The organism is Terrabacter aeriphilus (assembly GCF_039542985.1).
Classification (GTDB): Bacteria; Actinomycetota; Actinomycetes; order Actinomycetales; family Dermatophilaceae; genus Terrabacter; species Terrabacter aeriphilus.
Map to the genome: position 1 here is coordinate 67,576 of NZ_BAABIW010000028.1, position 26,385 is coordinate 93,960.

A 26,385-nucleotide genomic window follows, 5' to 3' on the forward strand; every position below is an offset into this window, starting at 1 on the left:
CCAGCCTAACCTCGCCGGGCGAGCAGCCGCTTGAGCGCGGTGCCGTACGCCAGCCGGGCAACCTGCGCGACGACCGGGTCGAGCACGCGCGGCACCCCGCGCACCCCGATCTGCTGCGACCACTCGACCCGTGAGCCCGATGCCTGCGGCATCACGGCGACGTCGATCGAACCGCGGACCACCTTGCCCTCCTTGCGGATCCGCGCACGCCCCGGGCCGTCGACCGAGGGCTGCGTGATCTCGTCGACGACCATGACGTCGTCGAAGGCGAGCGGCCCGACACCCGTGCGGGCGACGAAGCGCGAACCCTCGACAAGTGCGTCGGCCGTCATGGCCGCGCCGGTGACCGTCGTGAGCGGGATGACCGCTGTGTGCCCGTGCAGGTCGAGGATGCGGCGCCACGCCTCGGGCGCGGTCAGGGGCGGGTCGAGCCGGATCGTGAAGGTCGCCATGGGCCAAGTCTGTCGTGTCGCGGCACCCGTGACACCTGTCACCCGCGGTTCGTGACGCCTGCCGCTGCTGCGCGCGGCCCTCCGGCGGCACAGTAGGGGCCATGACCACGACACCCGCCCCGACCGCCGCCGCCTCGGGGGCGCCGGCGATCGAGCTGAGCTCCCTCGTCAAGACCTTCGCCCCGCGCCGCGGCTCGCAGGACGTCACCGTCCGCGCGGTCGCCGGCATGGACCTGCGCATCGAGCCCGGCGAGGTCGTCGCCTTCCTCGGGCCGAACGGCGCGGGCAAGACGACCACCCTCGACATGGTGCTCGGCCTCACCGAGCCGACGTCGGGCAGCGCCCGGGTCTTCGGCCGGCCCCCGCGCGAGGCCGTCGTCGCCGGCGACGTCAGCGCGGTGCTGCAGACCGGTGGCCTGCTGCGTGACCTCACGGTGCGCGAGACGGTGCGGATGATCGCCTCGACGTATGCGTCGACGGCCCCCGTCGAGGAGGTCATCGACCGCGCGGGGCTGAGGTCGCTCGCCGACCGCCGCGTGTCGAAGTGCTCCGGCGGTGAGCAGCAGCGGCTCCGCTTCGCGCTCGCCCTGCTGCCCGACCCGCGGCTGCTCGTGCTCGACGAGCCGACCGCCGGCATGGACGTCACCGCCCGCCGCGCCTTCTGGGACACCATGCACGAGGACGCCGCGGCCGGCCGCCGCACCGTCGTCTTCGCCACGCACTACCTCGAGGAGGCCGACGCCTTCGCCGACCGCATCGTGCTCGTCGCGGGCGGCCGCGTCGTCGCCGACGGCACGACGGCCGAGATCCGCTCCCGGGCGAGCGGCCGCACCGTGTCGGCGACGCTGCCGGCCGGCTCGGTCGCCGAGTCGGTGCGCCTGCTGCGCACGCTCGAGGGCGTGCGCGACGTCGAGGAGCGCGGCGCCCGCGTCGTCCTCTCGGCCACGGACTCCGACGCCGTCGCGCGCCTGCTGCTCCTCGAGCTCGGCGGCACCGACCTCGAGATCGTCACGGCCGGTCTCGAGCAGGCCTTCATGGCCCTGACCGGCGACGACCGCGACGCCGCAGGCCCTGGTTCAGCCGGGTCCGCCGGCTCCACCCACCCCACTGACGCCACTGCTGGCACCGATGCCAAGGAGCTCGTCCGATGAACGCCACCTTCACGCTGCTCGAGATGCGACGGATCACCCGGGACTGGACCGGCATGTTCTTCACCGCCGTGCTGCCCGCCTTCTTCTTCCTCGTCTTCGGCGCGACGGTCGACGCCAAGGGCGAGAGCATCGGCAACGGCAACGTCGCCATGTACGTCATGATCAGCATGGCCGCCTACGGGGCGGTGACGGCCACGACGAGCATCGGGGGCAACGCGGCGGTGGAACGGCAGCAGGGATGGGGGCGCCAGCTCGGCCTGACGCCGCTCGCCGACTCGTCGTACATCGCGATGAAGGCGCTCATCGCCATGACGGTCGCCGCCGTGCCGATCCTGCTCACCTTCACCCTCGGCGCCGCCACCGGCGCGCGGGGCTCCGGGCAGGCCTGGGCGCTGAGCGCGCTGCTCTGCCTCGTCGGCTCCTCCGTCTTCGCCGTCTACGGCCTGCTCGTCGGCACCGCGTTCCGCTCCGAGGCCGCCGTCGGCGCGGCGAGCGGCTCGATGGTGATCTTCGCCTTCCTCGGCAACCTCTTCATCCCGCTCTCGGGCGCGATCCTGACGTTCGCGAAGTTCACGCCCCTCTACGGCTACGCCGCCCTGGCGCGCTACCCGCTGACGGAGGGCTACCTCGCCGACGGCTCGCACGACCCGCTCTGGGTGCCGGTGCTCAACGTCGTCGCGTGGCTGACGATCTTCGGCACGCTCGCCGTCCTCCTCGTGCGCCGCGGTCGGGAGCGCCAGTGACGCAGACCTCCGCCCCGGATGCCCCGAGCGCCGACCGGGCGCCCGAGGGCGCAGGGCGCAACCCCTGGGAGCGCTACGGCTGGGTCGTGCGCGGGGTCTGGCTCGTCTTCCTCGTCTTCCCGGTCATCGCCCTCGTCGGCACCCCGCGCCCCGTCTGGCAGGTCGTCGTCGGCCTGGCGCTCGTCGTCGTCTTCGCGGTGACCTACGTCGTCGGCTCCACGCACCTCGAGCGCCTCGGCCGGCAGCCCGCGACGACGCGGCGCGCGGTCGGGATCCTCGCCCTGCTGCTCGCGTGCACCGTCGGGTCGGCCCTCATCATCGGCGCGAACAGCCTCGGCTTCCTGCCGTTCGTCGTCGCGTTCGCGATGTTCGCCCTGCCGATCCCCGCGGCGATCGGCGTGGGCGTCGTGGCGACCTTCGTGGCCGGCGCGGCCGCCGTCGTCACCGACCCGGGCGAGGGCACGTGGAGCGTGGCGATCATCGTCTTCGCCGTCGGGGTCATGACCGGCGGCGTCCGCGTCGTCTCCGACCGGGGCGAGGAGTACGAGCGGCTGTCGCGCGACCTCGCCATCGTCGAGGAGCGCGAGCGCGTGGCCCGCGACGTGCACGACGTGCTCGGCCACTCCCTCACCGTCGTCACCGTCAAGGCCGAGCTCGCCGAGCGGCTCGTCGACCTCGACCCCGAGCGTGCCAAGGCCGAGCTCGCCGAGATCCAGGCCCTCAGCCGCCAGGCGCTCGCCGAGATCCGGGCCACCGTCGGCGGCCTGCGCGTGGCGCGCCTCGGTGACGAGCTCGCCTCGGCGCGCACGGCGCTCTCGGGTGCCGGCATCGAGGGCCACGTGCCCGACGACCCGAGCGCCGTCGACCCGCGCCACCGCACCGTGCTCGCGTGGGTGCTGCGCGAGGCGACGACGAACGTCGTGCGCCACAGCGACGCCGATGCCTGCTGGGTCGAGCTCGCGTCGAACCGCCTCGTGGTGCGCGACGACGGGCGGGGGCTCGGCGAGCGGCCGGAGGGGAACGGCATCCGGGGTCTGCGTGAGAGGGTCGAGGCCGCAGGCGGCCGGATCGCGATCGCCACGGGCCCCGAGGGACACGGAACCGTGCTGGAGGTCACGCTGTGAGCGAGACGATCAAGGTGCTGCTCGCCGACGACCAGGCCCTCGTGCGCGGGGCGCTCGCGGCGCTGCTCGCGCTCGAGCCCGACCTAGAGGTCGTGGCCGAGGTGGGGCGGGGCGACGAGGTGGTCGACGCGGCGCTGACGTCGGGCGCCGACGTGTGCCTGCTCGACATCGAGATGCCCGGCATGGACGGCATCGCTGCCGCGGCCGCCGTGCGCTCCTCGCTGCCGGGGGTGCGCGTGCTCGTCGTGACGACGTTCGGGCGGCCGGGCTACCTGCGCCGGGCCCTCGAGGCGGGCGCCTCGGGCTTCGTCGTCAAGGACACGCCGGCGCGGCAGCTGGCCGAGGCGGTGCGCCGCGTGCACGCCGGGCTGCGGGTCGTCGACCCGTCGCTCGCCACGGAGTCGCTCGTCGACGGCGCGAACCCGCTCACCGACCGCGAGCGCGAGGTGCTCGGCGTGGCCCTGCGCGGCGGCACGGTCGCCACCATCGCGGGCGTCGTGCACCTCTCGCCCGGCACGGTGCGCAACCACCTCAGCTCGGCGATCGGCAAGACCGGCACGTCGACGCGGGCCGAGGCCGCGCGGGTGGCCCAGGAGCGCGGCTGGCTCTGAGCCGTCGGTTCGTGGAAGGTCGGTCCCCCTCTAGGGGGTGCGACCTTCCACGCAGCCGGGTGCCGGTGGGCCTCCTCGGTGGGCCCGCCTCAGCGGTGGCGGCCGGGCGGGGTGGCGGCGGCGACCGCCCGGCGGGCCATGAACGCCGCGACGAGCTCGGCCGCTCCGATGAGGATGAGCATGATGCCCGAGAGGCGGGTCAGCAGCACGAGCGACGAGCCGGGGAAGATCGCGACGACGAGCCCGGCGAGCACGGCGACGACGCCGCTGACGAGCAGGAAGACCCGCGCGCCGGTCGTCCGCTCCGACCCGGTGCCCTGCGCGATGGCCGCCACTCCCTCGGCGATCCAGCCGGCCGCGATGAAGATGGCGATGACGACGAGCGAGGTGCCCGGGCGGAAGAGGCAGATGACGCCGGCCACGATCGTCAGCGCGCCGAGCACGATCGAGACGGGTCGCAGCCAGCCCGGGTCGCTCGGCAGCAGGCGGCTCGTCGCGCTGCGGACGGCGCCGACGACGATGAGCTGCAGGCCGAAGACGACCGCGACGACGAGCAGGGTCGCCTTGGGCCAGGCGAGCACGAGCACGCCGAGCACGACGGAGAGCACGCCGAGGCCGACGAGCGGGCCGGTCCAGGCGTGGTCGGCGGCGGGCGGACGGGAGACGGTGCTGGACATGGCTCCTCCTGACGATGCGCGGGCCCCACGGCGACGTGACCAGTCTGCTGCGCGGCGTGCGCCCGCGCCGGGCTTTCGGCGAGACGGCCCGGCGTCCGTGGCGAGGTCACCGCATCACCGATAGCGTCGCTGCCGTGAACATCATCTTCGTGGAGCCGTCGTTCCCGGCGAACCAGCGGCGCTTCGTGCACGCCCTCGCCTCGGTGGGCGCGAACGTCTACGGCATCGGCGAGTCCGACGAGTCGCACCTCGGCGACGAGCTGCGTGGCGCGCTCCGCGGCTACTACCGGGTCGGCTCGGTGACGGACGTCGACCAGATGATCGGGGCCGTGCGCCACTTCCAGGACCGTGTGTGGGTCGACGCGCTCGAGGCCACGGTCGAGGCGCACACGATGCCCGCCGCCCACGTGCGCGAGGCCTGCGGCATCCCCGGCACGAGCGTGCGCACGACGTGGCTCTGCCGTGACAAGCCGTCGATGAAGGAGGCGCTGCGCCAGGCCGGGGTGCCGACCGCCGCGAGCGCCGCCGTCGACTCGGCCGCCGAGGCCCGCGCGTTCGCCGAGCGCGAGGGCTACCCGCTCATCCTCAAGCCCCGTGCGGGCGCCGGCGCGCAGGGCACGGTGCGCGTCGACAGTGACGCGGACCTCGAGGCCGCGCTGGCGGCATACGGCCGCGAGGGACAGAGCTCGATCGCCATCGAGGAGTTCGTCGAGGGCCACGAGGGCTTCTACGACACCATCACGCTCGACGGCCGGGTCGTGCACGACTGGGCCACGCACTACTACCCGAACGTGCTCGAGGCGATGCGCCACCGCTGGATCTCGCCGCAGTTCATCACGACGAACCGCATCGACGAGCCGGGCAACGCCTTCTACGCCGAGGTGCGCGAGCTCGGCCGCCGCGTCATCGAGGCGCTCGGCATCGAGACGTCGGCCACCCACATGGAGTGGTTCTACGGCCCGAAGGGCCTCAAGTTCAGCGAGATCGGCGCGCGACCGCCCGGCGTCGGCGCCTGGGACGTCTACTCCGCCGCGAACGACGTCGACGTCTACCGCGAGTGGGCGCACGTCATCACGCACCGCGCTCCGGAGCAGCGGATGCAGCGGACGTATGCCGCCGGCATCGTCGCGCTGCGCCCCGACCAGGACGGGTCGATCACGGGCTACAGCGGCATCGACGAGATCCAGGCGCGCTACGGCGAGTGGGTCATCGACGGGCACTTCCCGCCCGTGGGGCACGGCACGCAGGGGGTCGAGGCCGGCTACATGGCCAACGCCTGGGTGCGCCTGCGCCACCCCGACTTCGACACGGCCCGGGCCATGCTCGACGACGTCGGCCGCACGATCCGCGTCCACGCGGGCTGATCGCCTCCTGATGACGACGATCCTGCTCGGCCCGCAACGCTTCACGACGACGGTCGGCTCGACGATCCGCTCGCTCGACGTCGACGGCCGCATCGCCGTCGTCAACTCCGGCTGGGAGGAGCGCGAGTCCGACGACGGCGAGCTCACCGGCCACCTCGAGGGGCGCGGCGTCAACCTGCGCCTCCACCACCGGATGATGGACGTGCTCGCCAAGGACGAGCAGTTCGCCGCGGCCGCGGTCGACTTCCGCGACCGGCAGGACGAGCTGCGCGCCTTCTACGGCATCCGGCTGCAGGGCGCCGTCGACGCGGTGCGCGACGTGGGGCACCGAACCTCGCTCCACGACGTCGGCCCGGCGGCCGTCGAGGCCGCGATCGAGGCCGTCCGCGACGTCGACCGCTGGTATGCCGCCCAGCTCGCCGAGCTCTACCGCTCGGTGCGCGAGGTGACCCGCCCCGACGAGAGCGGGCTCTTCGGCTGGCACCGCGGCGAGATCAACGCCGTGCTCGACGAGTGCGACACCGTCGTCGTCGCGGGCGGCAACGTGCGCACCCTGGTGCGCACGTTGCGGGTCTTCGACGTCGCCTTCCGGCCCGGGCAGACCGTCGTGGCCTGGTCGGCGGGGGCCATGGCCCTGACCGACCAGGTCGTGCTCTTCCACGACTTCACCGCGCAGGGGGTGACGGCCGACGAGGTGCACGACACCGGGCTCGGCCGCGTGCCGGGGGTGCTCGTGCTGCCGCACGCCAAGCGGCGGCTGCGCCTCGAGGACCGCGAGCGGATGTCGCTGCTCGCGCGGCGCTTCGCCGAGCACCGGCTCGTGCTCCTCGACGACGGCGCGGTCGTGCGCTTCCCGGACGGCGGGGAGGGCGGCGAGGACGGCGGGGACGGCGTCGGACGCGCCCGGGTGCCGGCCGGCGCGCGGGTCGTCGAGCCCGACGGGCGCGTGGCCGTGGTGGCTGCCGCATGAGCCCCACCGAGCGCCTGGCCGTCAACACGCTGCGCGACCGACTCCCGCTCGACGGGCCGACCATCGACCGCTTCCTCGAGCGCTACGGCGCCCCGATCATCGAGGGCGAGCGCGCCACGTTCCTCTACCGCGGCGACGTCGACGAGGTGTGGGTGCGCCACCGCGTCGTCGGTCTGCCGGACCCGTTGCCGCTCAAGCGTATCGGTGACTCGGACCTCTGGGCCGTGACGACCGTGCTGCCCGAGGGCTCGCGGGTGGAGTACCAGATCGAGATCCGCAAGGGCGAGCACTACGAGCGGTTCAACGACCCGCTCAACGGGCGCCTCGCGCACAGCCCGATGGGCTCGTCGTCGGTGTGCGCGGCCATCGGCTACCGGGTGCCCGACTGGGTGGCGCACGATCCCGAGGCCCGACCCGGCACGCTCGTCGAGGAGCAGATCCGCAGCAAGGCGCTGCGGCGCGACCAGCCGGTCCAGATCTACCTGCCGGCGCGGTTCAACAGCGCCCAGCGCTACCCCCTCCTCGTCGTGCACGACGGCACCGACTACCTCGAGTTCGCGGCGATGAAGACGGTGCTCGACAACCTCATCCACCGGCTCGACGTCGACCCGCTCGTCGCGGTCTTCGTGCCGCCGCGCGACCGGCTCAAGGAGTACCCCAACCACGCGCCGCACGCCCGGTTCATCGCGCGCGAGCTCGTGCCGCTGCTCACCGAGCGGCTGCCGCTCATCGACGCGCCCGAGGAGCGCTGCCTCATGGGCAGCTCGTTCGGTGGCATCGCGGCGTTCTCGACGGCCGTGCGCTACCCGGGCTTCTTCGGCTCGATGCTGCTCCAGTCGGCCTCGCTCGTCTTCACCGACATCGGCTTCGAGCACGGCGGCGGCCCGGCCTTCGACCCGGTCGTCAAGTTCGTCAACCGGTTCCGCGAGAAGCCGTCGCAGGTCGTCGACCGGCTCTACATGACGTGCGGCGTCTACGAGCCGCTCATCACCCCGAACCGCTCGATGGTGCCCGTCTTCCGCCACACCGGCACGACCGTGCGCTACACGGAGTCGCGCGACGGCCACAACTGGGAGAACTGGCGCGACGGCCTCGGTGACGGCCTGTCGTGGCTGTTCCCCGGCCCCCAGAAGTTCGTCTACGAATAAGCCTGTCCAGAAGGGTGATCCGCATGAAGGTGACCGACCGGTGGTACTCCGAGCGGCTCGAGCAGGACATCACGGTGGCCCGCTGGGGCACCTACGGCGCCCCGGTGCTGCTCTTCCCCACCGCGGGCGGTGACGCCGAGGAGGTGGAGCGGCACAAGATGATCGACCACCTCCGGCCGCTCATCGACGCCGGCCGGGCCAAGGTCTACTCCGTCGACAGCGTGGCGGGCCGCGCCATGGCCCAGCACCGCGGGTCGACGCAGTACCGGATGGCGCTCTTCAACCGCTTCCACGACGCCATCGCCAGCGAGGTCATCCCGGCGATCCACTCCGACGTCGGCGGCCCGCTGCCCGTCGTCACGGCCGGCGCCTCGATCGGCGCCTTCAACTCCCTCGCCGTCGCGTGCCGCTACCCGCACCTCGTGCGCAGCGCCGTGTGCATGAGCGGCACGTATGCCGTCGACAAGTTCATCGGCGGCCCCTTCACCGACGACATGTACTTCAGCTCGCCGCTCCACTTCCTGCCCGACCTGCAGGGCCACGACCTCGACGCCCTGCGCTCGCGGATGATCGTGCTCGCGACCGGCAGCGGCCGGTGGGAGGACCCGGGCGAGGCCTGGGACGTCGCGAAGGTGCTCGGCGAGAAAGGCATCCCCAACCGGGTCGACGACTGGGGCCCGCGCTACGACCACGACTGGCCGACGTGGTGGGAGATGCTGCCGACCTACCTCGACGACCTGCTGCCGTGAGGGAGCCGTATCACGGGTGAGGTGGGGCGGCACTGACGGTCATGGCCCGTGCCCCGTCGGGCCTGCCTGACGAAGGACCCCTCCATGAACGTCACCAATGTCTTCCCCCTCATCAAGGCCCCGGACAGCTGGCCCGTCCCCGTCGTCGCGACGGTCGCCATGGCCTGCCTCGCCGGGCTCGACCTCGCCGGCGCCGTGCTCGCCAAGGAGTGGGCCGAGCACGGCAGCGTCCGCGCCCTCGTGCTCGGCCTGGGTGCCTTCCTCGTCCTCTTCTGGGTCTACGCGTCGTCGCTGCAGTACGCCGAGCTCGCCCTCGTGACGATGGGCTGGGTCGTCATCCTGCAGGTCGGCCTCGTGCTCATCGACCGGTGGCGCTACGGCGTCGAGCTGCCGCCCGGCAAGTGGGTCGCCATCGCCCTCGTGCTCGTCGCGCAGGGCTACCTCGTGCTCGCGCCGGGCGTGCCGGGCACGTCCACGGAGCAGAGCCCGCCGGGCCTCGTGGCCGACCGCGGCTAGACTCGGGCCTCCGGGACGGGGCCGGTGACCCGTGCCCTCGTCGGTGTCGAAGGAAGCCCATGCCAGCTCGTCTCGTCCGCCCCTCCGTGGTGGCGGCGCTCGGCGTGCTCGCGCTCGCGACGGCATCGGCCTGCACGAGCGAGGCGCCTGCCGGGCAGGTGAGCGCGACCCGGTCGACACCGGCCACGTCGGCCGACCCGACGAGCACACCGACGGGCACCGCCACGACGCCGGCCAGCGCCCGGCCCCTCGTCGTCGACGCCGTCTTCGACCACACGACGCTCGACCCCACCCGGCAGTTCGACCGCACCGGTTCGATGCTCTCGCACGCCCTCTACGAGACGCTGACGACGCTCGACCCCGACGACCCGACGAAGGTCGTGCCGGGCCTCGCCGACTACACGATCGCGCCGGAGGGGCGCTGGCTCACGCTGCGCCTGCGCGAGGGTGTCGTCTTCTCCGACGGCAGCCCGATGACGACCGACGACGTGCTCTTCACCCTCGAGCGCGCGAAGGGCCTGCGCGGGCCGGCCTCCTCGATCCTCGGCTCGGTGACGGCGCTCAAGGTCGACGACCGCACCGTCACGCTCAGCTCGCCGGGGTCGAACTTCGCCCTGCCGGCGATCCTCGCCAACCCCGCCTTCGGCATCCTCAACTCGGCGGCGGTCAAGTCGCACGGGGGCACCATCGGCCCCGGTGACACCGCGGCCGCCTGGCTGTCGACGCACTCGGCCGGCTCGGGCCCCTACGTGCTCGACGGGGTCACCGGCACCCGCGAGGTGCGCCTCACCGCCAACCCCAGCCGGGTGGGCACCGAGCCCGCCTTCCCCGAGGTCGTGCTGCGCAACCGGACGCCGCGCGAGCAGCTCGCCGACGTCACCTCGGGTGCGGCCGACCTCGTGCTCGACCTCTCCGCGAGCCAGGCGAACGCGACCGCCACGAAGGCCCCGGGCCCGGCCGTCACCGTGACGACGGTGCGCTCGAGCTCGCTCGCCTACCTCGCGCTCAACCGCACCAAGGGCCTCAACCGCTGGACGGCCGACCCCGACTTCGCCCAGGCCGTGCGCCTCGGCATCGACCGCGGCGCGCTGGGCCTCGCCGTCCCCGGGGCGACGCCCGCCGCCGGCCTCGTGCCCGCGGGCATCGTCGGCGCGCTCGACGACCTCTCCCCGACGGCGGGCCTGCCGTCGACCCCGGCCACCTCGGGCTCGTCAGCCGCCCCGGGCACCACCCCCACGGGCACGCCGACGCCCGGCGCGACCCCGGGCGCGACCTCCGCCGCCCCGACGGCGACCGCCACCGACGTGCCGACCGTGCCGGACGGCATACCCAGTCCGGTGGTGACGATGCCCGTCGTGCCCGAGCGCGACCTCGTCAGGGCGAAGGCGGCGCTCGCACGCTCGGGCTACGCGGGGCAGGCGATCCCGCTGACGTATGCCGCCGACCTGCCCGTCCAGGGCGTGCCGACGAGCGCGCTCGCGGGCCTCGTGCGCGCGCAGCTGGCCCAGGTCGGCATCACGGTCGTGCTCAACCCCGCCCCGGCGCGCGAGGCGCTCGCCGCCTACCGCTCGGGCCGGTCGGCGTTCAGCCTCTGGGGCTGGAGCCCCGACTACCCGGACCCCGAGAACTACCTGGCCTTCGCGCCGGGCGAGCTCGTCGGCCTGCGCTCGGGGTGGACGCGTGGCTCCGACCCGCTCGTCGACGACCTCACCGAGGGGGCGCGCGACTCCGTCGGCGACGACCGGGCGGCGGCCTACGCGGCCTGGCAGGTCGCGATGAACGCGCGCAGCCCCTTCGTCCCGCTCATCCAGCCGTCGACGCGCTTCGCGTCCGGCCCGCGGGTCGCGCAGGTGCCGGGCAACCCGGTCTGGACCCTCGACCTCGCCCGCATCCGCTGACACGGTCGCCCCGGGTGTGAGGATGGGGCATGGCCTCCTCCCACCACCTGACGGCCTGGCAGCGGGTCTGGCGGCCGTTCTGGTCGGTCCCGCTCGCGATCGGGGGTCTGGCCATCGCCGCCGGGATCGTGCTCCCGCTCCTCGACCGAGGCCTCTCCGAGCACGTCCCCTACCTGTTCCAGGGGGGAAGCGACAGCGCGCGAGGGCTGCTGAGCACCATCGCGACGGCGATGATCTCGGTGACGGGTCTCGTCTTCTCGATCACCATGGTCGTGCTGCAGCTGGCGAGCAGCCAGTTCACGCCGCGCATCCTCGGCGACTTCCTCGCCCAGCGCACGACGCAGGTGACGCTCGGCGTCTTCATCGCCTCGTTCGTCTTCTCCCTGACCGTGCTGCGGTCGGTGCGCGGCGGTGGTGACATCGACAGCTTCGTGCCGCAGCTGTCGGTGACGACGGCCTTCCTGCTCGTCATCGCCTCGATGGGCTGCTTCATCGCGTTCATCCACCACATCACGGTCTCGATCCAGGTCTCGAACGTCATCTCGGGCATCGGTGACCGCGCGGTGGCGCTCGCCGACGACCTCTACCCCGCCGGCGCTCCCGAGCCGGGTGGCACGTGGTCGCCGGAGGTCGGCACCCCGAGCGTGCCGGTGAGCTCGGGCGGCCACCACGGCGTCGTCACCGAGATCGACGTCGAGCACCTTGCCGACCTGGCGCGCGAGCTCGGTGTCGTGGTCGTGGCCGAGGTCGGGGTCGGCGACTTCCTCACCGAGCACATGCCGCTCGCCACGGCTTGGGGCGCGGACGTCCTCGACGACGCCGCCGTGGGGCGTGTGCGCGACGGGTTCCTCCTCGAGACCGAGCGCACGATGCGCCAGGACCTCGCCTTCGGCATCCGCCAGCTCGTCGACATCGCCGAGCGCGCGCTCTCGCCCGGCATCAACGACCCGACGACGGCCGTGCAGGCGGTCGACGAGCTGCACCGCATCCTGCGCCTGCTCGTCACGCGCCGCACCCACACCCGCTACGTGCGCGACGCCGACGGCCGGGTGCGCCTCGTCGTGCGGCCCCAGGTGGTCGGCGACCTCGTCGACCTCGCGACCGAGGAGATCGTGCACTACGGCCGCGAGTCGCTCCAGGTGCCCCGCCGGCTCGCCGCGATGGCCGACGACCTGCTGTCGGTGTCGCTGCCCGACCACCGCGCAGCGCTCGAACGGCTGCGGGACGCGGTGGCGACGCCGTCCGCCGACGCAGGTCGGTAGCGCCCGCGAGACCGCCGCCGTGGCGCGGATCGTCGCGGCCGGATGCCGGCTGCGCCCACCACGATCCAGCCACGGCCGGCGTCCGGTGCAGCGGGGACCGTGCCGGCCGGGTATGTCTCTCCCGCAGGCCGACTGCACCCACCGTTCGAGGAGGCGCCCCATGAGCACCGCACCAGGATCTTCTGAGCGCACGGATCGTATCGAGCGCACCGACGGCGGCGGGCGGCCGACCGCCCTCACCGACGAGCGGCCCACGGTCAAGGAGCGCTTCGGCGGCGTCAAGGTCGGCTCGGCCTTCTTCGGCTGGCTCACGGCGACCGGAATGGCGGTGCTGCTCACCGCCCTCGTGGCCGCGGCCGGCACGGCCGTGGGGGTCGCGACCGGCACCGACGTCGCCCGGGCAGCGAGCGAGGCCGCCGACAGTGCTGCCGTCGACCCGCAGAGCGTCGGCACGATCGGGGTCGTCGCCCTCTTCGTCGTGCTCTTCGTCGCCTACTACTGCGGCGGCTACGTCGCCGGCCGGATGGCGCGCTTCGACGGCACGAAGCAGGGCTTCGCGGTGTGGGTCTGGGCCGTCGCCATCTCCGTCGTCGTGGCGATCGTCGCGGCCGTGGCGGGCAGCAAGTACGACGTGCTGAGCCGGGTCAACAGCTTCCCGCGCATCCCCATGGACGGCGGCACGCTCACGACCGGCGGCATCGTCGCCCTGCTCGTGGTGGCCGTGGCGAGCCTGCTCGGCGCCCTCGTCGGTGGCCGCGCGGGCATGCACTACCACCGCAAGATCGACCGGGCGACGGCCGCGGCGGTCTGACGACCAGCAGGGTGCGCGCCCGCCGCGGACTGGGTACGACACGAGACCGATCACGAGAGGATCGCGCCATGACCGACGACCGCATCCCCGGCAGTGTCCCGCCCGTGCCCGCGGACGACGACGCACCGGCCCCGGACGCCCCTCGAGCTCCCGGGCAGCCCGACGAGGGGGCGGCTCCGGCGGGCGACCCCGGCGCCACGGACGGCGGGCCCGATGCCGGCCCGGGTGTCGCCCGCGGCTGACAGACTGGCCGCATGGCTGAGCCGAAGACGGTCCCGACCGATGCCGACGTGACCGCGTTCCTCGAGGCGGTCACGCCTGCCCGCCGCCGCGACGACGGACTGCGCCTCGCGGAGATCTTCGCCGAGGTGACGGGGGCGGAGCCGGTGCTCTGGGGCCCCTCGATCGTCGGCTACGGCAGCTACCGCTACGTCTCGCCGACCAACTCGCGCAACCGCGGCTCCTGGCCCCGGGTCGGCTTCTCACCGCGCAAGGCCCAGCTCGTCGTCTACGGCCTCAAGGACCTCCCCGAGGGCGCCGCCCTGCTGCCCTCGCTGGGTGGTCACACGGAGGGCGCCGGCTGCGTCTACGTCAAGCGGCTCGACGACGTGGACCTCGACGTGCTGCGCCGGCTCATCGCCATCGCCTGGGCCCGTCCCGACGACCCCGAACCCGACGCCTGAGCCCGCCCAGCGGGCGCCCGCTCCCTGCTGCCGACCCTGCGCGAGCGTCGGGCGCCGACCCGGCGGACGGCATACGGCCGCTCACGGCACGCTCCGGCGCATGACGCAGTTGAACTGCCCCTTGGGGCGCACGTAGTCGAAGCCGGCCGCCTCGTAGAGAGCGCGCGTGCCGTTGTAGAGCACGGCCTCGCGCTTGCCGCCCTTGTCGTGCGGGTAGCCCTCGACGACACCGCCGCCCGCCTCGGCGACGAGGTCGAGCGCACCTCCCAGCGCGAGGGCCGAGAGGTGGTTCCTGCGGTGCGCCTTGTCGACGAAGATGCACGTGATGCGCCAGTCGGGCGCGAGGTCGGCCTCGGCGTCGTACTGCTTGCGGTGGTGGATGTTGGGCAGCTCTGCGGGAGAGCCGAACTGGGCCCACGCGACGACGTCGTCACCGTGCAGCACGAGCGCGGCGTGCGCGCGGCCCTCCTCGACGAGCCGCTGCTTGAGCGCGCGGTTGCCCTCGTAGGTGCGCTCCTTGTCGGCGCTCAGCGTGTGGAACCACGTGCACCAGCAGCCACCGAAGACGCCGCGGTGCCGCTCGATCATCGCCGCGTAGGCCGCCCAGGTCCGCGGCGTCAGCGCCCCGACCTCGTAGTCCGTCATCGACCCATCCTCGCGCTGCCGCAGCCGTCAGTCGACGCAGAGGCAGAAAGGGTGCCCGGCCGGGTCGAGGAAGACGCGGAACGACGTGCCGGGCTGGTGCTCGTGCTTCGTCGCGCCGAGGGCGATCACCTCGGGCTCGGCGGCGTCGAGGTCCTCGACCATGACGTCGAGGTGCACCTGCTGGGGCACGTCCTGCCCCGGCCACTGCGGGGCGGTGAAGTGCTCCACCTGCTGGAAGCAGATGCACTGCCTGCCACCCTCGTCGCGGATCTCGCCCCACCCGTCGGAGCTCTTGACGCTCCAGCCGAGCAGCGAGCCGTAGAAGGTGGCGAGTGCCTCCGCGTCGGGGCAGTCGAGGACGAAGCTGGGGTATCGGGCGATGGCCATGCGCAGCACGCTAGGACCGGTTGCGGACGTTCCGCGTCCGTGTGCGGCAGGGTCAGCCGTCGCTACCCTCGGAGGATGGCGCACCGCATCTTCACGACACCGTTCGCGTCGGTCTACCCGGCCTACGTCAACAAGGTCGAGCGCAAGGGCCGCACGCAGGCCGAGCTCGACGAGGTCATCGCGTGGCTGACCGGCTACGACGAGGAGGCGCTCGGCCGCCACCTCGCGGGCGGCACGACGTTCGAGGACTTCTTCGCCGCGGCCCACCTCAACCCGAAGGTCTCGGCGATCACCGGCACGGTGTGCGGGGTGCGCGTCGAGGAGGTCGAGGACCCGCTCATGCAGAAGATCCGCTACCTCGACAAGCTCGTCGACGAGCTCGCGAAGGGCAAGGCGATGGAGAAGGTGCTGCGCAGCTGACGGGACCTGACGGCATCCGGCTGCGGTATCAGCGGGCGAGGCTGGGGGCTCTGGATGGCAGGCGGTGGCAGCGAGCCGTCGCCGTTCCAGAGTGAAAGGACCACGACCATGGGCGAGCTCAACCCGCAGCCGCTGCCGCCGCGCGAGGTGGCGGTGACCGTGCACGTGCCCGGCGACATCCTCGGCAACCTTGAGACGTTCCAGAAGGTGCAGGCCAGCATCTTCGACCGCTTCGGGTGCGGCAACTGCAACTCCGGCATCCAGATCGACTGGCGCCGGTTCGAGGAGTTCGTCGTCAGCCCCGACCTCGAGCTGCAGCCGGTCTTCACCGCGCCGCAGCTGCGCGTGGGCTGAGGCGAGCTGTCGTGAGCTGGACGCGGTTCGACCTCGGCGTCGGAGTCATCGCCCTCGGTGCGCTCGACCAGCTGTGGGGCGGCGTCGAGGACCTCGTCGACGTCGTCGAGGTCGAACCGCAGACCCTCTGGGAGACCCGCACCGCCGGCGGCATGGTCATCTCACCCGAGCCGCTCGCCTGGCTGCGCGGGTGCGGACGGCCGCTGCTCGCGCACGGGGTCGGCTACCCGGTGGGCGGCATGACGGCCCCCAGCCACGCGGGTGTGCTGGCCTCCGCGGCCTCCGCACGGGACCTCGACGCCGTGCACTGGAGCGAGCACCTCGCCTTCAACGTCGCCGGTGACGCGCACGCCGGCTTCCTCCTGCCGCCGGTGCAGACGCCCGAGGCCGTCGAGGCTGCGGTGCGCCACATCGCGGACTACCAGGCGGCATACGACCGCCCCTTCCTCGTCGAGACCCCGACGAACTACCTCCGGCCCGTGCCCGGCGACCTGAGCGACGGCGAGTACGTCGCGGCGATCGCCGAGGGCGCCGACTGCGGCATCCTGCTCGACCTGCACAACATCTGGACCAACGAGCGCAACGGCCGCCAGGGCGTGGCCGAGTTCCTCTCGCTCATCCCACTCGACCGCGTGTGGGAGGTGCACCTCGCCGGGGGATTCGAGACCGACGGCTACTACCTCGACGCGCACGTCGGCCCCATCGACCCCGAGCTGCTGGCGCTCGCGGCCCGTGTCGTGCCGATGCTGCCGCGCGTGCGTGCCGTCATCTACGAGGCCGTGCCCGCGTCCCTCGCCGCGCAGGGCGTCGCCGGGCTGCGCGACGTGCTCGCCGGCATGCACGACCTCGTCCGTATGCCACAGGCCGCGTCGGGTGCGCCGCCGCGGACCGGGCAGGTGGCCACGTGGGCCCCGGGCGACGCCCCGGCGCCGTCCGGCACGACGGCGGAGCGGGAGGCCGAGCTCGTCGCCTACACGACGCGGGCCTCCGACCGGCTCACCTCGCCCGACCCCGGCGCGACGCTGATGCGGGCCCTGACCGACGAGGCGCGGCTCTCGCTGCTCGTGCGCACCCACCCCGAGACGCTGGGCGGGCTGCTGACGACCCTCGGGCGCGAGCGCACCGAGGCGCTGCTGCAGGACTTCCTCGCCGAGTCACCCGCGAGCCTGTGGACCGAGACCCAGGGCGACGCCTTCTCCGACTGGCTCGCCCGGCGCCCCGTCTGACGGCTCCCGGGGACGAGTGACGCACCTTCCGGTGCGGTGACCGCTGGGCCTGTGCTCCAGGTGGGCCGTCCACCCCCGAAGGTGCGTCATCCGTCCCCGACCGGCCCTCCCGCGGACGACGAGGGAGCGGCTCAGTCGTCCATGGCCTCGATGCCGAGCTCGGCCAGCTCGCCCGTGTGGGCCCGGATGCGCTCGACGACCTCCGGCGACGGGGGCTCCCAGCCGAGCACCTCCTCGACGACGCGCAGCGGCTCGGTCGTGCGATAGGAGCGGGTCGGGTTGCCGGGGAAGCGCTTGTCGGTGACGTTCGGGTCGTCCTCGATCGTGCCCAGCGGCTCGACGCGGTAGACGCGCGGCGGTCCGTCGCCCCGCGCCAGCTCGGCCGCGAGCGGGGCGCCGTTCTCGCTGGCGGTGATGTAGACGTGTTTCGAGACCCGGCCCGAGCCGTAGTTGGTGAGCCAGCCCGGGGTCAGCAGGTCGCCCACGGCGACGTCGGCGCGCGTCCCGTGGAAGAAGGGTCCGGGGTCCTCGACGACGCGCGGCGTCGGGCGCGGGTCGCGGAGCAGGCAGTCGAGCCGGGTCATGAGCTCGGCCACCCGGGTGCGCCCGTGCGGTGCCCGCGGGTAGCGGTCGAGCACGTCGAGCAGCTCCGGCGTGGCCCGCTTCGCCGCAGCGTCGAGCATGTACTCCGCCACCACGGGGTCGTCGCCGCGCGCGAGCTCGGCCGCGCGGGCGGCGTGGGCCGCCGCACCCAGGATGTGGCGCACCTGCGTCGCTCGTGCCAGTGGGTGCAGGTATGCCGCCGCGCACGCGTCGCCCGCAGCAGTCGCCGCGTGCCGGGCCGGGTCGGTCGGCGCCTCCCTCCCGGCCCGGTGCGCGTCGGTGGCGGCGGTGCGCTGCAGGCGCGTGCGCCTGCCTCCGCGGGCGAAGGCGCGGGCCGCGTCGAGCGCGGCCGCGGGGCGCGGGTCGTCAGGCTCGGCCCGCTCGAAGAGGACGAGGGTGGGCTCGGCGCAGGCGACGGCATACGCGACGACGGCCCGCAGCTCGTCGGTGGTCAGCTCGAGCTCACCGGTGGCGTTCGGCATCCCACCGAGTATGCCAACCAGCCTCGTCCGGAGGGGCGTTTGTGCTCGCGCGCGCCATTCCTGCCACGATGAGGGCGTGGGTCCCACCGGGGCCGACGCGCCCGTCGCCAGACCCAAGCTCGGAGAACCCCGTGAACATCCCGTCGCACCACCCCAGTCCCCTGCCGAACGCGGGGTCCGCGACCGAGGTCCGGCGATGAGCCGGCGGGGGCCGCGTCGCCGGAGCGGTGACGCGCTGCCGGCCCTGCCGAAGGACGGGCTGCGGGTCGTCCCGCTGGGCGGTCTGGGCGAGATCGGCCGCAACATGACGGTGTTCGAGCACGCCGGCCGGCTGCTCGTCGTCGACTGCGGGGTGCTCTTCCCCGACGAGTCCCAGCCGGGCGTCGACGTCATCATCCCCGACTTCACGTGGATCCGGGACCGCCTCGACAAGATCGACGCGATCGTGCTGACGCACGGCCACGAGGACCACATCGGCGGCGTGCCCTACCTGCTGCGCGAGCGGCCCGACATCCCGCTCGTCGGCTCACGCCTCACCCTCGCGCTCATCGAGGCCAAGCTCGTCGAGCACCGCATCACGCCGGTGACGGTGGAGGTCAAGGAGGGCGACCGGCGCACGTTCGGCACCTTCGACTGCGAGTTCGTGGCCGTCAACCACTCCATCCCGGACGGGCTCGCCGTGGCGATCCGCACGGCGGCGGGCCTCGTGCTGTGCACGGGCGACTTCAAGATGGACCAGTTCCCGCTCGACCGCCGGGTCACCGACCTGCGTGCCTTCGCCCGCCTCGGCGAGGAGGGCGTCGACCTCTTCCTCGCCGACTCGACGAACGCCGAGGTGCCTGGCTTCACCGTCTCCGAGGGCGAGCTCTCCCCGGCCATCGACGCCGTCTTCCGCACGACGACGGGCCGCGTCATCGTGTCGAGCTTCGCGAGTCACGTGCACCGCATCCAGCAGGTGCTGGACGCCGCCCAGCGCCACGGCCGCAAGGTGGCCTTCGTCGGCCGGTCGATGGTGCGCAACATGGGCATCGCCCGCGAGCTCGGCTACCTCACCATCCCCGACGGCCTCGTCGTCAAGGACCTCAAGGCGCTCGACCGGCTGCGCGCCGACCAGATGACGATCATCGCGACGGGCTCGCAGGGCGAGCCGATGGCCGCTCTCGCCCGGATGGCGAACCGCGACCACCCGGTGAGCATCGTCGAGGGCGACACCGTGCTCATGGCGAGCTCGCTCATCCCGGGCAACGAGAACGCGATCTACCGCGTCATCAACGAGCTGACCCGGCTCGGGGCCAACGTCGTGCACAAGGGCAACGCCAAGGTGCACGTCTCGGGCCACGCCAGCGCCGGCGAGCTCGCCTACTGCTACAACATCATCCGGCCGACGAACGCCCTGCCGGTCCACGGCGAGTGGCGCCACCTCAAGGCGAACGCCGAGATCGCGATCCGCACCGGCCTCGACCCGGAGCGGGCGCTCATCGCCCAGGACGGCAGCGTCATCGACCTCGTCGGCGGCCGGGCCCGCGTCGTGGGCACCGTGCCGGCCGGGCTCGTCTACGTCGACTCGATGAACGTCGGCGGCACGACCGAGGAGACGCTGCACGTGCGGCGCACGCTCGCCGAGGAGGGCGTCGTCACGATCGTCTGCATCGTCGACCCCGACACGGGCAAGCTCACGGAGAAGCCGGACTACCTCGCGCACGGTTTCACGCCGGACGTCATGGACTTTTCGGCCGCCACGCCGGCGATCCAGAAGGCGCTGACGAAGGCGAGCCAGGACGGCATCGAGGACCTCGAGCAGGTCGAGGAGCTGGTGCGCCGGGCCGCGGCGAGCTGGGCGCAGCGCCAGCACCGTCGCAGCCCGCTCATCATCCCGGTCATCGTCGACGCCTGAGCCGACGCCTGAGCCGCCGCCCGGCCGGGCCCTCTCCGGAGGGCTCGGTCAGGCGTGGCCGCTGAGCTGACCGAGCCGGTCGGCGAGCTTGTCGACCATGGCGCCGGCCTGCTTGTCGGGCAGCGGGGCCTTCTTGTCGCCGCCCTGGCTCGACACCGGGAGCACGTCGACCGAGAGCTTCGCGCCGCCGGCGAGCGCGCGCAGGGCGTCGATCCGGTCGCCGAAGGGCGAACCGCTGCCCGGGGAGTAGTAGCGCACGACCTCGTCGATGTCGTGCGGGTAGAGGTCGGTCTTCGTCACCGCGATGATGAGGAAGATCGGCTTGGAGCGGCGCACGGCCATCGAGGCGATGCGGTGCGCGGTGATCGACCAGTCCTCGAGCTCGGCGGCGAGCTGCTCCTCGCGGGTGGCGCTCGCGGTGCCCGTGGTGCCGCCCGCGCGGCGCGGGGTGGCGTGACCGTTGGCGACGACGTGGATGACGCCGTCGACGGGCTCGTCGTGGAAGACCTCGTCGAGGGCGCCCAGGCGGGTGGCGGCGTTGTCGCCGGGCACGACGAGGAAGCGGAAGCCGTGCAGCCGGGCGCCCTTGCGGGTGCGCCGCTCCATGACGGCCGAGCCCACCTCGGCGACGGCGTCGTCGGTCGAGCGGCGGGTCAGGCGGTCGACGAGCTGGCTCTTGCCGACGCCGGTCATGCCGGTGACGGCGACCATCGGGTAGCGGTCGCGGAGCAGCCGTCCCAGGCGCTCGGGGGCCTGCGCGAGGGCCGTCAGCAGGCCGGTGGCGACGGTGGCGCCGAGGGCGGTGCGACTCGACGTCGGCAGGATCGTCCTGATCCGGGATGAGGTCTGAGACACGGGTGGCTCCTCGGCGTGGCTGGTCACAGGTGCCAGGTGGCCCCTAGAGCCTACGGTCCGTACCCATGACGGCGGTGCCCGCACCCGGGGGCAACGAACAACACCCCGTCCTGGCGAGAGGACAGGGTGTTGCAGGTGCGACTCTAGTCCGCCGTGGCCACGGGTGGCGAGGTGGCCTCGTCCGGGACGGGAGCCGCGAGCCGGCCGCGCAGGGCGCGGCCGACCGACGACCCGACGAGCAGGCCGAGCGAGATGGCGATGGCGACCCCGAGCAGGCCGAGCGCGACGTCGGTGACCGACTCGCGCCCCGCGGCGAGCTCGGTGACCCCGACGAGGCCGAGGCTGCCCGGCACGAGCAGCCAGAAGGCGGGGAGGAAGAGCACGAGGCGCGGCAGCAGGGGGCGGCGCAGCTCGACGACGCTCGCGCCGAGGCTGGCCGCGATGGCGCCGACGAAGCCGCCGAGGGCGATGGAGCCGAGCTCCTGGCCCGCCACCTGCGCCGCGAAGGCGAGGCCGAGCACGAGCAGCACCCAGCCCTGCAGGCGCAGCGGCACGCCCTCCATGAGGCAGATGCTCGCGCCGATGAGGACCAGCCCGACCGGGGCGCCGGCCCAGCCGATCTCGTCGACGCGCACGTTGGCGAGGGTCGTCGTCGGGACCCGGAGCAGGGTCGTGGCCATCAGCAGGCCGAGGGCGAAGAGGCCGAGCTGGCTCAGGCCGTAGGCGAGGCGGGCCGAGCCGGCCTGCATGTGACCGGCCGCGAGCTCGGACATCCCGTTGACGACGAGCGCGCCGGGCAGGAGGACGGCGAGCGGTGGGAGCACGGTGCGGAGCGGGCCCTCGAGCAGGCCCGCGTCGGCGGCACCGAAGACGGCCAGCGACACGGCGAACGCCGCCAGGGTCGGCAGCAGGGCCTTGACCACCTCGTAGCGCTCGGCCAGCTGGACGAGGACGAGCACGATGAGGGCGCAGGCCGCGGCGGCGGCGACGTTGGCCCAGCCGGGCTGGAGGATGAGCGCGATGCCGACGGCGAGGACCGGCCAGGCGAGGGCGACGAGCCACGTCGGCTGCTGGACGGGGCGCTTCGCGGTGGCGGCGAGCTCGTCACGCGCCTGCTGGACCGTCAGCTCGCGGTGGAGCAGCTGGTGGCGGATGAGGCGGACGCTCGCCGCCTGGTGGAGGCGCAGGCCGGCCACGGCGGCTCGATAGGTGCTCGCGCCGCCGGGCGTGAGCGTGACCATGAGCCCGGTGGGCCCGACGGCGGTCTGCACGTCCGGGTAGCCGAGCCGGGCGCCCACCTCGGCGAGCTCCTCCTCGATCTCCTGCACCGGCTGGCCGGTCGCGATCATCGCCGTCCCGAGCTCGGAGAGCAGCGCGCGCGCCTCGGTGTACGGATCGAGTTCCGCGTGGGGCTGCATGGCGTCATCATGCCCGGCGCCGGCGATCCGACCGGTAGGTTCCCACCGTGACCGAGTCCAACGGGAACCCTGCCGCCGTGCACGGGCGTGCTCCCCACGTGCGCGGCCTGGTGCTCGCCGCGGGTGCCGGGCGGCGGATGGGTGGGCCCAAGGCGCTCGTCCGGCGACACCCGGACGAGCCCACCCTCGTCGAGCGCGCCGTCTCGCTCCTGCACGCGGGCGGCTGCTCCGGCACGACCGTCGTCGTCGGAGCGGCCGCCGAGGAGGTCACCGCCATCGTCACCGCGCTCGGTCGGGACATCGACGTCGTCGCCTGCCACGACTGGGACCAGGGCATGGGCGCCTCCCTCCGCGCCGGCCTCACCGCCCTCACCCGTTCGACCCACGAGGGCGAAGGCTGCGTCGACGCCGTGCTCGTCACCCTCGTCGACCTCCCCGACCTGACGCCCGAGGTCGTCGCCCGCGTGCTCGACGCCCGTCCCGCGGACGGCGGGCTGCGAGCGGCCCTGCGCCGGGCGGCATACGGCGGCGTGCCCGGCCACCCGGCCCTCATCGGCCGCGACCACTGGGAGGCCGTCGTCGCCTCGGCCACGGGTGACCACGGCGCCCGGCACCACTTCCGGGCCACGCCGCACGAGCTGGTCGAGTGCGGCGACCTCGCCACGGGGCGCGACGTCGACACCCCCGACGAGCTCGACGCGTCCCGTTAGGACGCCCCGCGCTTCCGCATGGCGGGTTCATCAGCAATGCTGCGGTCATGGATCACCTGTTCGCCAGTGCCGACGACGTCACGACCGCCCTGGGCGGCACGGGCTATCTCGCCGACGAGGCGCTCGCGACGATCACCTTCCTCGCGACCCGGCTGAACCGGCCGATCCTGCTCGAGGGCGAGCCCGGCACCGGCAAGACGGCCCTCGCCGAGGGGCTCGCCCAGGCCCTCGACCTCAGGCTCATCCGCCTCCAGTGCTACGAGGGCATCGACGCGACGCAGGCCCTCTACGACTGGGACTTCCCGCGCCAGATCCTGCACCTGCGCACCGTCGAGGCCCTGAGCCGTGACGCGCAGCACGACGCGGGCCCCACCGACACGGCCGCGCTCGAGGCAGAGCTCTTCGACGAGCGCTTCCTGCTCGCCCGCCCGGTGCTCCAGGCCCTGCGCGAAGCCCCCTGCGTGCTGCTCATCGACGAGATCGACCGCGCCGACGACGAGTTCGAGGCCTTCCTCCTCGAGGTGCTCTCCACCTGGCAGGTGACGATCCCCGAGCTCGGCACCGTCGCCGCCACGACCCCGCCGATCGTCGTGCTGACCTCCAACCGCACCCGCGAGCTGCACGACGCGCTCAAGCGGCGCTGCCTCTACCACTGGATCGACCACCCCGGCCTCGCCCGCGAGCTCGAGATCGTGCGCACGCGCCTGCCCGAGGTGAGCGCGACGCTCGCCAAGCAGGTCGTCACCCTCGTCCAGCGCCTGCGCACGAGCGGCGAGCTCATCAAGCCCCCAGGCGTCGCCGAGACGCTCGACTGGGCGCGTGCGCTCGAGACCGTCGGCGCCACGCGCCTCGACCCCGAGGTCGCCGCCGCGACCCTCGGTGCGGCCCTCAAGTACCGCGAGGACTCCGAACGCATCCGGGCCTCGCTCGACAAGCTCCTCACCGCATGATCCGTGCTGCCGACCCCCAGCCCGACGAGCTGCTCCTCGGCTTCGCCCGGGCCCTGCGCGCGGCAGGCGTGCACGTCACGGCCGACCGCGAGCGCACCTTCCTCGTCGCCGCCGCGACCGTCGGCATGGGTGAGCGCGCCGGCGTCTACTGGGCCGGGCGCTCGACCCTGACGAGCACGCCCGCGGACTTCCCGGCCTACGACGAGCTCTTCGAGCGCTGGTTCGGCGGCGAGGACATCCCCAAGGGCCGCCCCGTCGACGTGCAGCGCCCGCCCGTGCGCCAGGCGCCCCTCGACGACGGCGAGGGCGATGGCGGCGACGCCGAGGACGACACCCTCGAGGCGCAGTCGAGCGCGCAGGAGGTGCTGCGCCACCGCGACGTCGCGACCCTGAGCGCGGCCGACCGCGCTGCCGCCGCACGCCTCTTCGCCGGCCTCGACCCGCGCTCGCCGATGCGCCGCGCCCGCCGGCACGTCCGTGCGAGCAGCGGCACCGTCGACGGCCCCGCCACCCTGCGCGAGCAGCTGCGCCGCATGGGCGAGCCCGGCCGCATCCACCACCGTCGCCGCGGCACCCGCCCGCGCCGCATCGTGCTGCTCGTCGACGTCTCCGGGTCGATGAGCCCGTATGCCGACAGCCTCCTGCGTCTCGCGCACGTCTTCGTGCGCACGGTGCCGCACGTCGAGGTCTTCACCATGGGTACCCGCCTGACCCACGTGACCCGGGCCCTCACCGAGCGCGACCCCGACCGGGCGCTCGCCGCCGCCGGCCGCGTCGTGCCCGACTGGTCGGGCGGCACCCGCCTCGGCGAGGCCATCGGTGCGTTCCTCGACCGCTGGGGTCGGCGCGGCATGGCACGCGGGTCGGTCGTCGTCGTCTTCTCCGACGGCTGGGAGCGCGAGGGCCCCGAGGCGCTCGGCGAGCAGATGCGCCGGCTCGCCGCGCTCTCGCACCGCGTCGTGTGGGCCAACCCGCACCGCGGCAAGCTCGGCTACGAGCCGGTGCAGCAGGGGATCGTCGCGGCCCTGCCGCACATCGACGACTTCGTCGCGGGGCACTCGCTCGCGGCGTTCGAGGAGCTGATCGAGGTGGTGGCCCGTGCGTGAGGTGATGGACGAGCTGATGCAGTGGTGGTCGGCCGGCGAGACCGTCGGCGTCGGCACCGTCGTCGGCACGTGGCGCTCGGCGCCGCGCCAGGCCGGCGCCTCGATGCTCGTCGGCCCCGGCGGCGAGGCCGTCGGCTCCGTCTCCGGAGGCTGCGTCGAGGGCGCCGTCTACGAGCTGGCCCAGGAGGTCGTCGCGTCGGGCGACCCCGTGCTCCAGCGCTACGGCGTCAGCGACGACGACGCGTATGCCGTCGGGCTCACCTGCGGCGGCATCCTCGACGTCTTCGTCGAGAAGGTTTCACGGGAAACCTTCCCCGAGCTCGGCGAGGTCGCCGCCGACGTCGCGGCCGGCCGCCCCGTCGCCGTCGTCACCGTCATCGAGCACCCGGAGCCGACGTGGGTGGGCCGGCGGGTCGTCGTGCACCCCGAGGCCGAGGGCGACGAGGACGAGTCGATCCTCGGCTCGCTCGGCAGTGGCCGTGCTGACGACGCCGTGCGCGATGACGCGAGGGGCCTTCTCGCACAAGGGCGTTCGGCGATCTTGACGTACGGTCCCGACGGCGAGCGGCGCGGTGAGGGCATGCGCGTCTTCGTCGCGGCGCACGCCCCGAAGCCGCGGATGCTCGTCTTCGGCGCCATCGACTTCGCGGCCGCCGTCGCCCGGGTCGGCAGCTTCCTCGGCTACCACGTCACCGTCTGCGACGCCCGCCCGGTCTTCGCGACGAAGACGCGCTTCCCCGGCGCCGACGAGGTCGTCGTCAAGTGGCCGCACGACTACCTCCAGACCGAGGTCGACGAGGGCCGCGTCGACGGCCGCACCGTCATCGCGGTGCTCACCCACGACCCGAAGTTCGACGTGCCGCTCCTCGAGGTGGCGCTGCGCCTGCCCGACGTCGCCTACATCGGCGCCATGGGCTCGCGCCGCACCCACGAGGACCGGCTTGAGCGCCTCCGCGAGGCGGGCCTCACCGACGACGAGCTGGCCCGGATGAGCTCGCCCATCGGCCTCGACCTCGGCGCCCGCACCCCCGAGGAGACCGCCGTCTCGATCGCCGCCGAGATCATCGCGCTGCGCTGGGGCGGCGCCGGAGACCGGCTCGCCGCGACCGACGGCCCGATCCACCACCACCACCCCGCGCACGACAACCCGCTCGGGCACTGAGGAGTCGGCCGCCG

29 protein-coding genes and 1 pseudogene are annotated in these 26,385 nt (G+C 73.6%); 22 read left to right on the forward strand and 8 right to left on the reverse strand.

The features are described 5' to 3' along the window. Nucleotides 1–5 precede the first annotated feature (5 nt). Nucleotides 6–452: a hypothetical protein gene (locus ABD979_RS18840; RefSeq protein WP_345509059.1), complete on the reverse strand. Its 447-nt coding sequence runs from the start codon at nucleotides 450–452 to the stop codon at nucleotides 6–8. Between the two features lie 101 nt (nucleotides 453–553). Here ABD979_RS18840 and ABD979_RS18845 point away from each other — a divergent pair, with 101 nt between their 5' ends. The 4 genes from ABD979_RS18845 to ABD979_RS18860 are packed head-to-tail and all read left to right on the forward strand — an operon-like array spanning nucleotide 554 to nucleotide 4,081. Then, on the forward strand, nucleotides 554–1,603 hold the full coding sequence (locus ABD979_RS18845) for an ABC transporter ATP-binding protein (RefSeq protein ID WP_345509060.1): 1,050 nt from the start codon (nucleotides 554–556) through the stop codon (nucleotides 1,601–1,603). Further along, nucleotides 1,600–2,346, forward strand: coding sequence for an ABC transporter permease (locus tag ABD979_RS18850; protein WP_345509061.1), 747 nt, complete (start codon nucleotides 1,600–1,602; stop codon nucleotides 2,344–2,346). Before ABD979_RS18845 ends, ABD979_RS18850 begins: the two co-directional genes overlap by 4 nt. Then, on the forward strand, nucleotides 2,343–3,470 hold the full coding sequence (locus tag ABD979_RS18855; RefSeq protein ID WP_345509062.1) for a sensor histidine kinase: 1,128 nt from the start codon (nucleotides 2,343–2,345) through the stop codon (nucleotides 3,468–3,470). The genes ABD979_RS18850 and ABD979_RS18855 overlap by 4 nt, the downstream gene beginning before the upstream one ends. Next, a complete protein-coding gene (locus tag ABD979_RS18860; RefSeq protein WP_345509063.1) occupies nucleotides 3,467–4,081 on the forward strand; it encodes a response regulator in 615 nt (204 codons plus the stop codon). Before ABD979_RS18855 ends, ABD979_RS18860 begins: the two co-directional genes overlap by 4 nt. Before the next feature lie 89 nt (nucleotides 4,082–4,170). Here the strand turns inward: ABD979_RS18860 and ABD979_RS18865 are convergent, their stop codons facing one another. Then, entirely contained in the window at nucleotides 4,171–4,758 is a 588-nt protein-coding gene (locus ABD979_RS18865) for an HdeD family acid-resistance protein (protein WP_345509064.1), read from the reverse strand. Between the two features lie 134 nt (nucleotides 4,759–4,892). Here ABD979_RS18865 and ABD979_RS18870 point away from each other — a divergent pair, with 134 nt between their 5' ends. The 10 genes from ABD979_RS18870 (at nucleotide 4,893) to ABD979_RS18915 (ending at nucleotide 14,159) form a co-directional block, all read left to right on the forward strand. Next, a complete protein-coding gene (locus ABD979_RS18870; RefSeq protein WP_345509065.1) occupies nucleotides 4,893–6,122 on the forward strand; it encodes an ATP-grasp domain-containing protein in 1,230 nt (409 codons plus the stop codon). Nucleotides 6,123–6,132: 10 nt separating this feature from the next. After that, on the forward strand, nucleotides 6,133–7,092 hold the full coding sequence (locus ABD979_RS18875) for a Type 1 glutamine amidotransferase-like domain-containing protein (protein WP_345509066.1): 960 nt from the start codon (nucleotides 6,133–6,135) through the stop codon (nucleotides 7,090–7,092). Next, the gene (locus ABD979_RS18880; protein ID WP_345509067.1) at nucleotides 7,089–8,240 is read left to right on the forward strand and encodes an alpha/beta hydrolase; all 1,152 of its coding nucleotides are present in this window, start codon (nucleotides 7,089–7,091) and stop codon (nucleotides 8,238–8,240) included. The genes ABD979_RS18875 and ABD979_RS18880 overlap by 4 nt, the downstream gene beginning before the upstream one ends. A 23-nt stretch (nucleotides 8,241–8,263) precedes the next feature. Continuing rightward, nucleotides 8,264–8,989 carry an esterase family protein gene (locus ABD979_RS18885; protein WP_345509068.1) on the forward strand — a complete coding sequence of 242 codons (726 nt, stop codon included), beginning with the start codon at nucleotides 8,264–8,266 and terminating at the stop codon, nucleotides 8,987–8,989. Between the two features lie 84 nt (nucleotides 8,990–9,073). Next, the gene (locus ABD979_RS18890; RefSeq protein ID WP_345509069.1) at nucleotides 9,074–9,505 is read left to right on the forward strand and encodes a hypothetical protein; all 432 of its coding nucleotides are present in this window, start codon (nucleotides 9,074–9,076) and stop codon (nucleotides 9,503–9,505) included. Nucleotides 9,506–9,564: 59 nt separating this feature from the next. Then, nucleotides 9,565–11,403 (forward strand): ABC transporter substrate-binding protein, encoded by a 1,839-nt coding sequence (locus tag ABD979_RS18895; RefSeq protein ID WP_345509070.1) that lies wholly within the window; start codon nucleotides 9,565–9,567, stop codon nucleotides 11,401–11,403. Nucleotides 11,404–11,432: 29 nt separating this feature from the next. Next, on the forward strand, nucleotides 11,433–12,665 hold the full coding sequence (locus ABD979_RS18900) for a DUF2254 domain-containing protein (RefSeq protein ID WP_345509071.1): 1,233 nt from the start codon (nucleotides 11,433–11,435) through the stop codon (nucleotides 12,663–12,665). A gap of 160 nt (nucleotides 12,666–12,825) precedes the next feature. After that, nucleotides 12,826–13,476, forward strand: coding sequence for a hypothetical protein (locus ABD979_RS18905; RefSeq protein WP_345509072.1), 651 nt, complete (start codon nucleotides 12,826–12,828; stop codon nucleotides 13,474–13,476). Nucleotides 13,477–13,544: 68 nt separating this feature from the next. Next, nucleotides 13,545–13,718, forward strand: coding sequence for a hypothetical protein (locus tag ABD979_RS18910; RefSeq protein WP_345509073.1), 174 nt, complete (start codon nucleotides 13,545–13,547; stop codon nucleotides 13,716–13,718). A 12-nt stretch (nucleotides 13,719–13,730) separates the two neighbouring features. Next, nucleotides 13,731–14,159 (forward strand): DUF1801 domain-containing protein, encoded by a 429-nt coding sequence (locus ABD979_RS18915; protein WP_345509074.1) that lies wholly within the window; start codon nucleotides 13,731–13,733, stop codon nucleotides 14,157–14,159. An 81-nt stretch (nucleotides 14,160–14,240) separates the two neighbouring features. On the opposite strand, the gene ABD979_RS18920 is transcribed toward ABD979_RS18915, so the two are convergent. Continuing rightward, nucleotides 14,241–14,804, reverse strand: coding sequence for a GNAT family N-acetyltransferase (locus ABD979_RS18920; protein ID WP_345509075.1), 564 nt, complete (start codon nucleotides 14,802–14,804; stop codon nucleotides 14,241–14,243). A gap of 27 nt (nucleotides 14,805–14,831) precedes the next feature. Further along, on the reverse strand, nucleotides 14,832–15,191 hold the full coding sequence (locus ABD979_RS18925) for a VOC family protein (protein ID WP_345509076.1): 360 nt from the start codon (nucleotides 15,189–15,191) through the stop codon (nucleotides 14,832–14,834). Nucleotides 15,192–15,266: 75 nt separating this feature from the next. Here ABD979_RS18925 and ABD979_RS18930 point away from each other — a divergent pair, with 75 nt between their 5' ends. The 3 genes from ABD979_RS18930 to ABD979_RS18940 all read left to right on the forward strand — a co-directional run bounded on the left by ABD979_RS18930 (nucleotide 15,267) and on the right by ABD979_RS18940 (nucleotide 17,191). Beyond that, nucleotides 15,267–15,611 (forward strand): DUF2200 domain-containing protein, encoded by a 345-nt coding sequence (locus tag ABD979_RS18930; RefSeq protein WP_345509077.1) that lies wholly within the window; start codon nucleotides 15,267–15,269, stop codon nucleotides 15,609–15,611. A 108-nt stretch (nucleotides 15,612–15,719) separates the two neighbouring features. Then, a complete protein-coding gene (locus ABD979_RS18935) occupies nucleotides 15,720–15,965 on the forward strand; it encodes a hypothetical protein (RefSeq protein ID WP_345509078.1) in 246 nt (81 codons plus the stop codon). Between the two features lie 11 nt (nucleotides 15,966–15,976). Then, on the forward strand, nucleotides 15,977–17,191 hold the full coding sequence (locus ABD979_RS18940) for an MbnB/TglH/ChrH family RiPP precursor modification enzyme (RefSeq protein WP_345509079.1): 1,215 nt from the start codon (nucleotides 15,977–15,979) through the stop codon (nucleotides 17,189–17,191). Between the two features lie 131 nt (nucleotides 17,192–17,322). Here ABD979_RS18940 and arr read toward each other — a convergent pair whose 3' ends face one another. Continuing rightward, nucleotides 17,323–17,775 carry an NAD(+)--rifampin ADP-ribosyltransferase gene (gene arr, locus ABD979_RS20115; protein WP_425584011.1) on the reverse strand — a complete coding sequence of 151 codons (453 nt, stop codon included), beginning with the start codon at nucleotides 17,773–17,775 and terminating at the stop codon, nucleotides 17,323–17,325. Nucleotides 17,776–17,889: 114 nt separating this feature from the next. Further along, nucleotides 17,890–18,582 (reverse strand): annotated as a pseudogene (locus ABD979_RS20120) (putative immunity protein); the annotation flags it as partial. Here ABD979_RS20120 and ABD979_RS18950 point away from each other — a divergent pair. Continuing rightward, on the forward strand, nucleotides 18,473–20,170 hold the full coding sequence (locus tag ABD979_RS18950; RefSeq protein WP_345509081.1) for a ribonuclease J: 1,698 nt from the start codon (nucleotides 18,473–18,475) through the stop codon (nucleotides 20,168–20,170). The pseudogene ABD979_RS20120 and the gene ABD979_RS18950 overlap by 110 nt on opposite strands. A gap of 48 nt (nucleotides 20,171–20,218) precedes the next feature. On the opposite strand, the gene ABD979_RS18955 is transcribed toward ABD979_RS18950, so the two are convergent. Together ABD979_RS18955 and ABD979_RS18960 are read right to left on the reverse strand one after the other, a co-directional pair. After that, nucleotides 20,219–21,025 carry a P-loop NTPase family protein gene (locus ABD979_RS18955; protein ID WP_345509082.1) on the reverse strand — a complete coding sequence of 269 codons (807 nt, stop codon included), beginning with the start codon at nucleotides 21,023–21,025 and terminating at the stop codon, nucleotides 20,219–20,221. Between the two features lie 143 nt (nucleotides 21,026–21,168). Beyond that, complete coding sequence (locus tag ABD979_RS18960) at nucleotides 21,169–22,443, reverse strand: threonine/serine exporter family protein (protein ID WP_345509083.1); 1,275 nt, start codon at nucleotides 22,441–22,443, stop codon at nucleotides 21,169–21,171. Between the two features lie 47 nt (nucleotides 22,444–22,490). Here ABD979_RS18960 and ABD979_RS18965 point away from each other — a divergent pair, with 47 nt between their 5' ends. The 4 genes from ABD979_RS18965 to ABD979_RS18980 are packed head-to-tail and all read left to right on the forward strand — an operon-like array spanning nucleotide 22,491 to nucleotide 26,371. Beyond that, nucleotides 22,491–23,153, forward strand: coding sequence for a nucleotidyltransferase family protein (locus tag ABD979_RS18965; protein ID WP_345509084.1), 663 nt, complete (start codon nucleotides 22,491–22,493; stop codon nucleotides 23,151–23,153). A gap of 47 nt (nucleotides 23,154–23,200) precedes the next feature. Continuing rightward, nucleotides 23,201–24,103: an AAA family ATPase gene (locus ABD979_RS18970; protein WP_345509085.1), complete on the forward strand. Its 903-nt coding sequence runs from the start codon at nucleotides 23,201–23,203 to the stop codon at nucleotides 24,101–24,103. Beyond that, a complete protein-coding gene (locus tag ABD979_RS18975) occupies nucleotides 24,100–25,209 on the forward strand; it encodes a vWA domain-containing protein (protein ID WP_345509086.1) in 1,110 nt (369 codons plus the stop codon). Before ABD979_RS18970 ends, ABD979_RS18975 begins: the two co-directional genes overlap by 4 nt. Then, the gene (locus ABD979_RS18980) at nucleotides 25,202–26,371 is read left to right on the forward strand and encodes an XdhC family protein (protein ID WP_345509087.1); all 1,170 of its coding nucleotides are present in this window, start codon (nucleotides 25,202–25,204) and stop codon (nucleotides 26,369–26,371) included. Before ABD979_RS18975 ends, ABD979_RS18980 begins: the two co-directional genes overlap by 8 nt. Nucleotides 26,372–26,385: the final 14 nt, after the last annotated feature.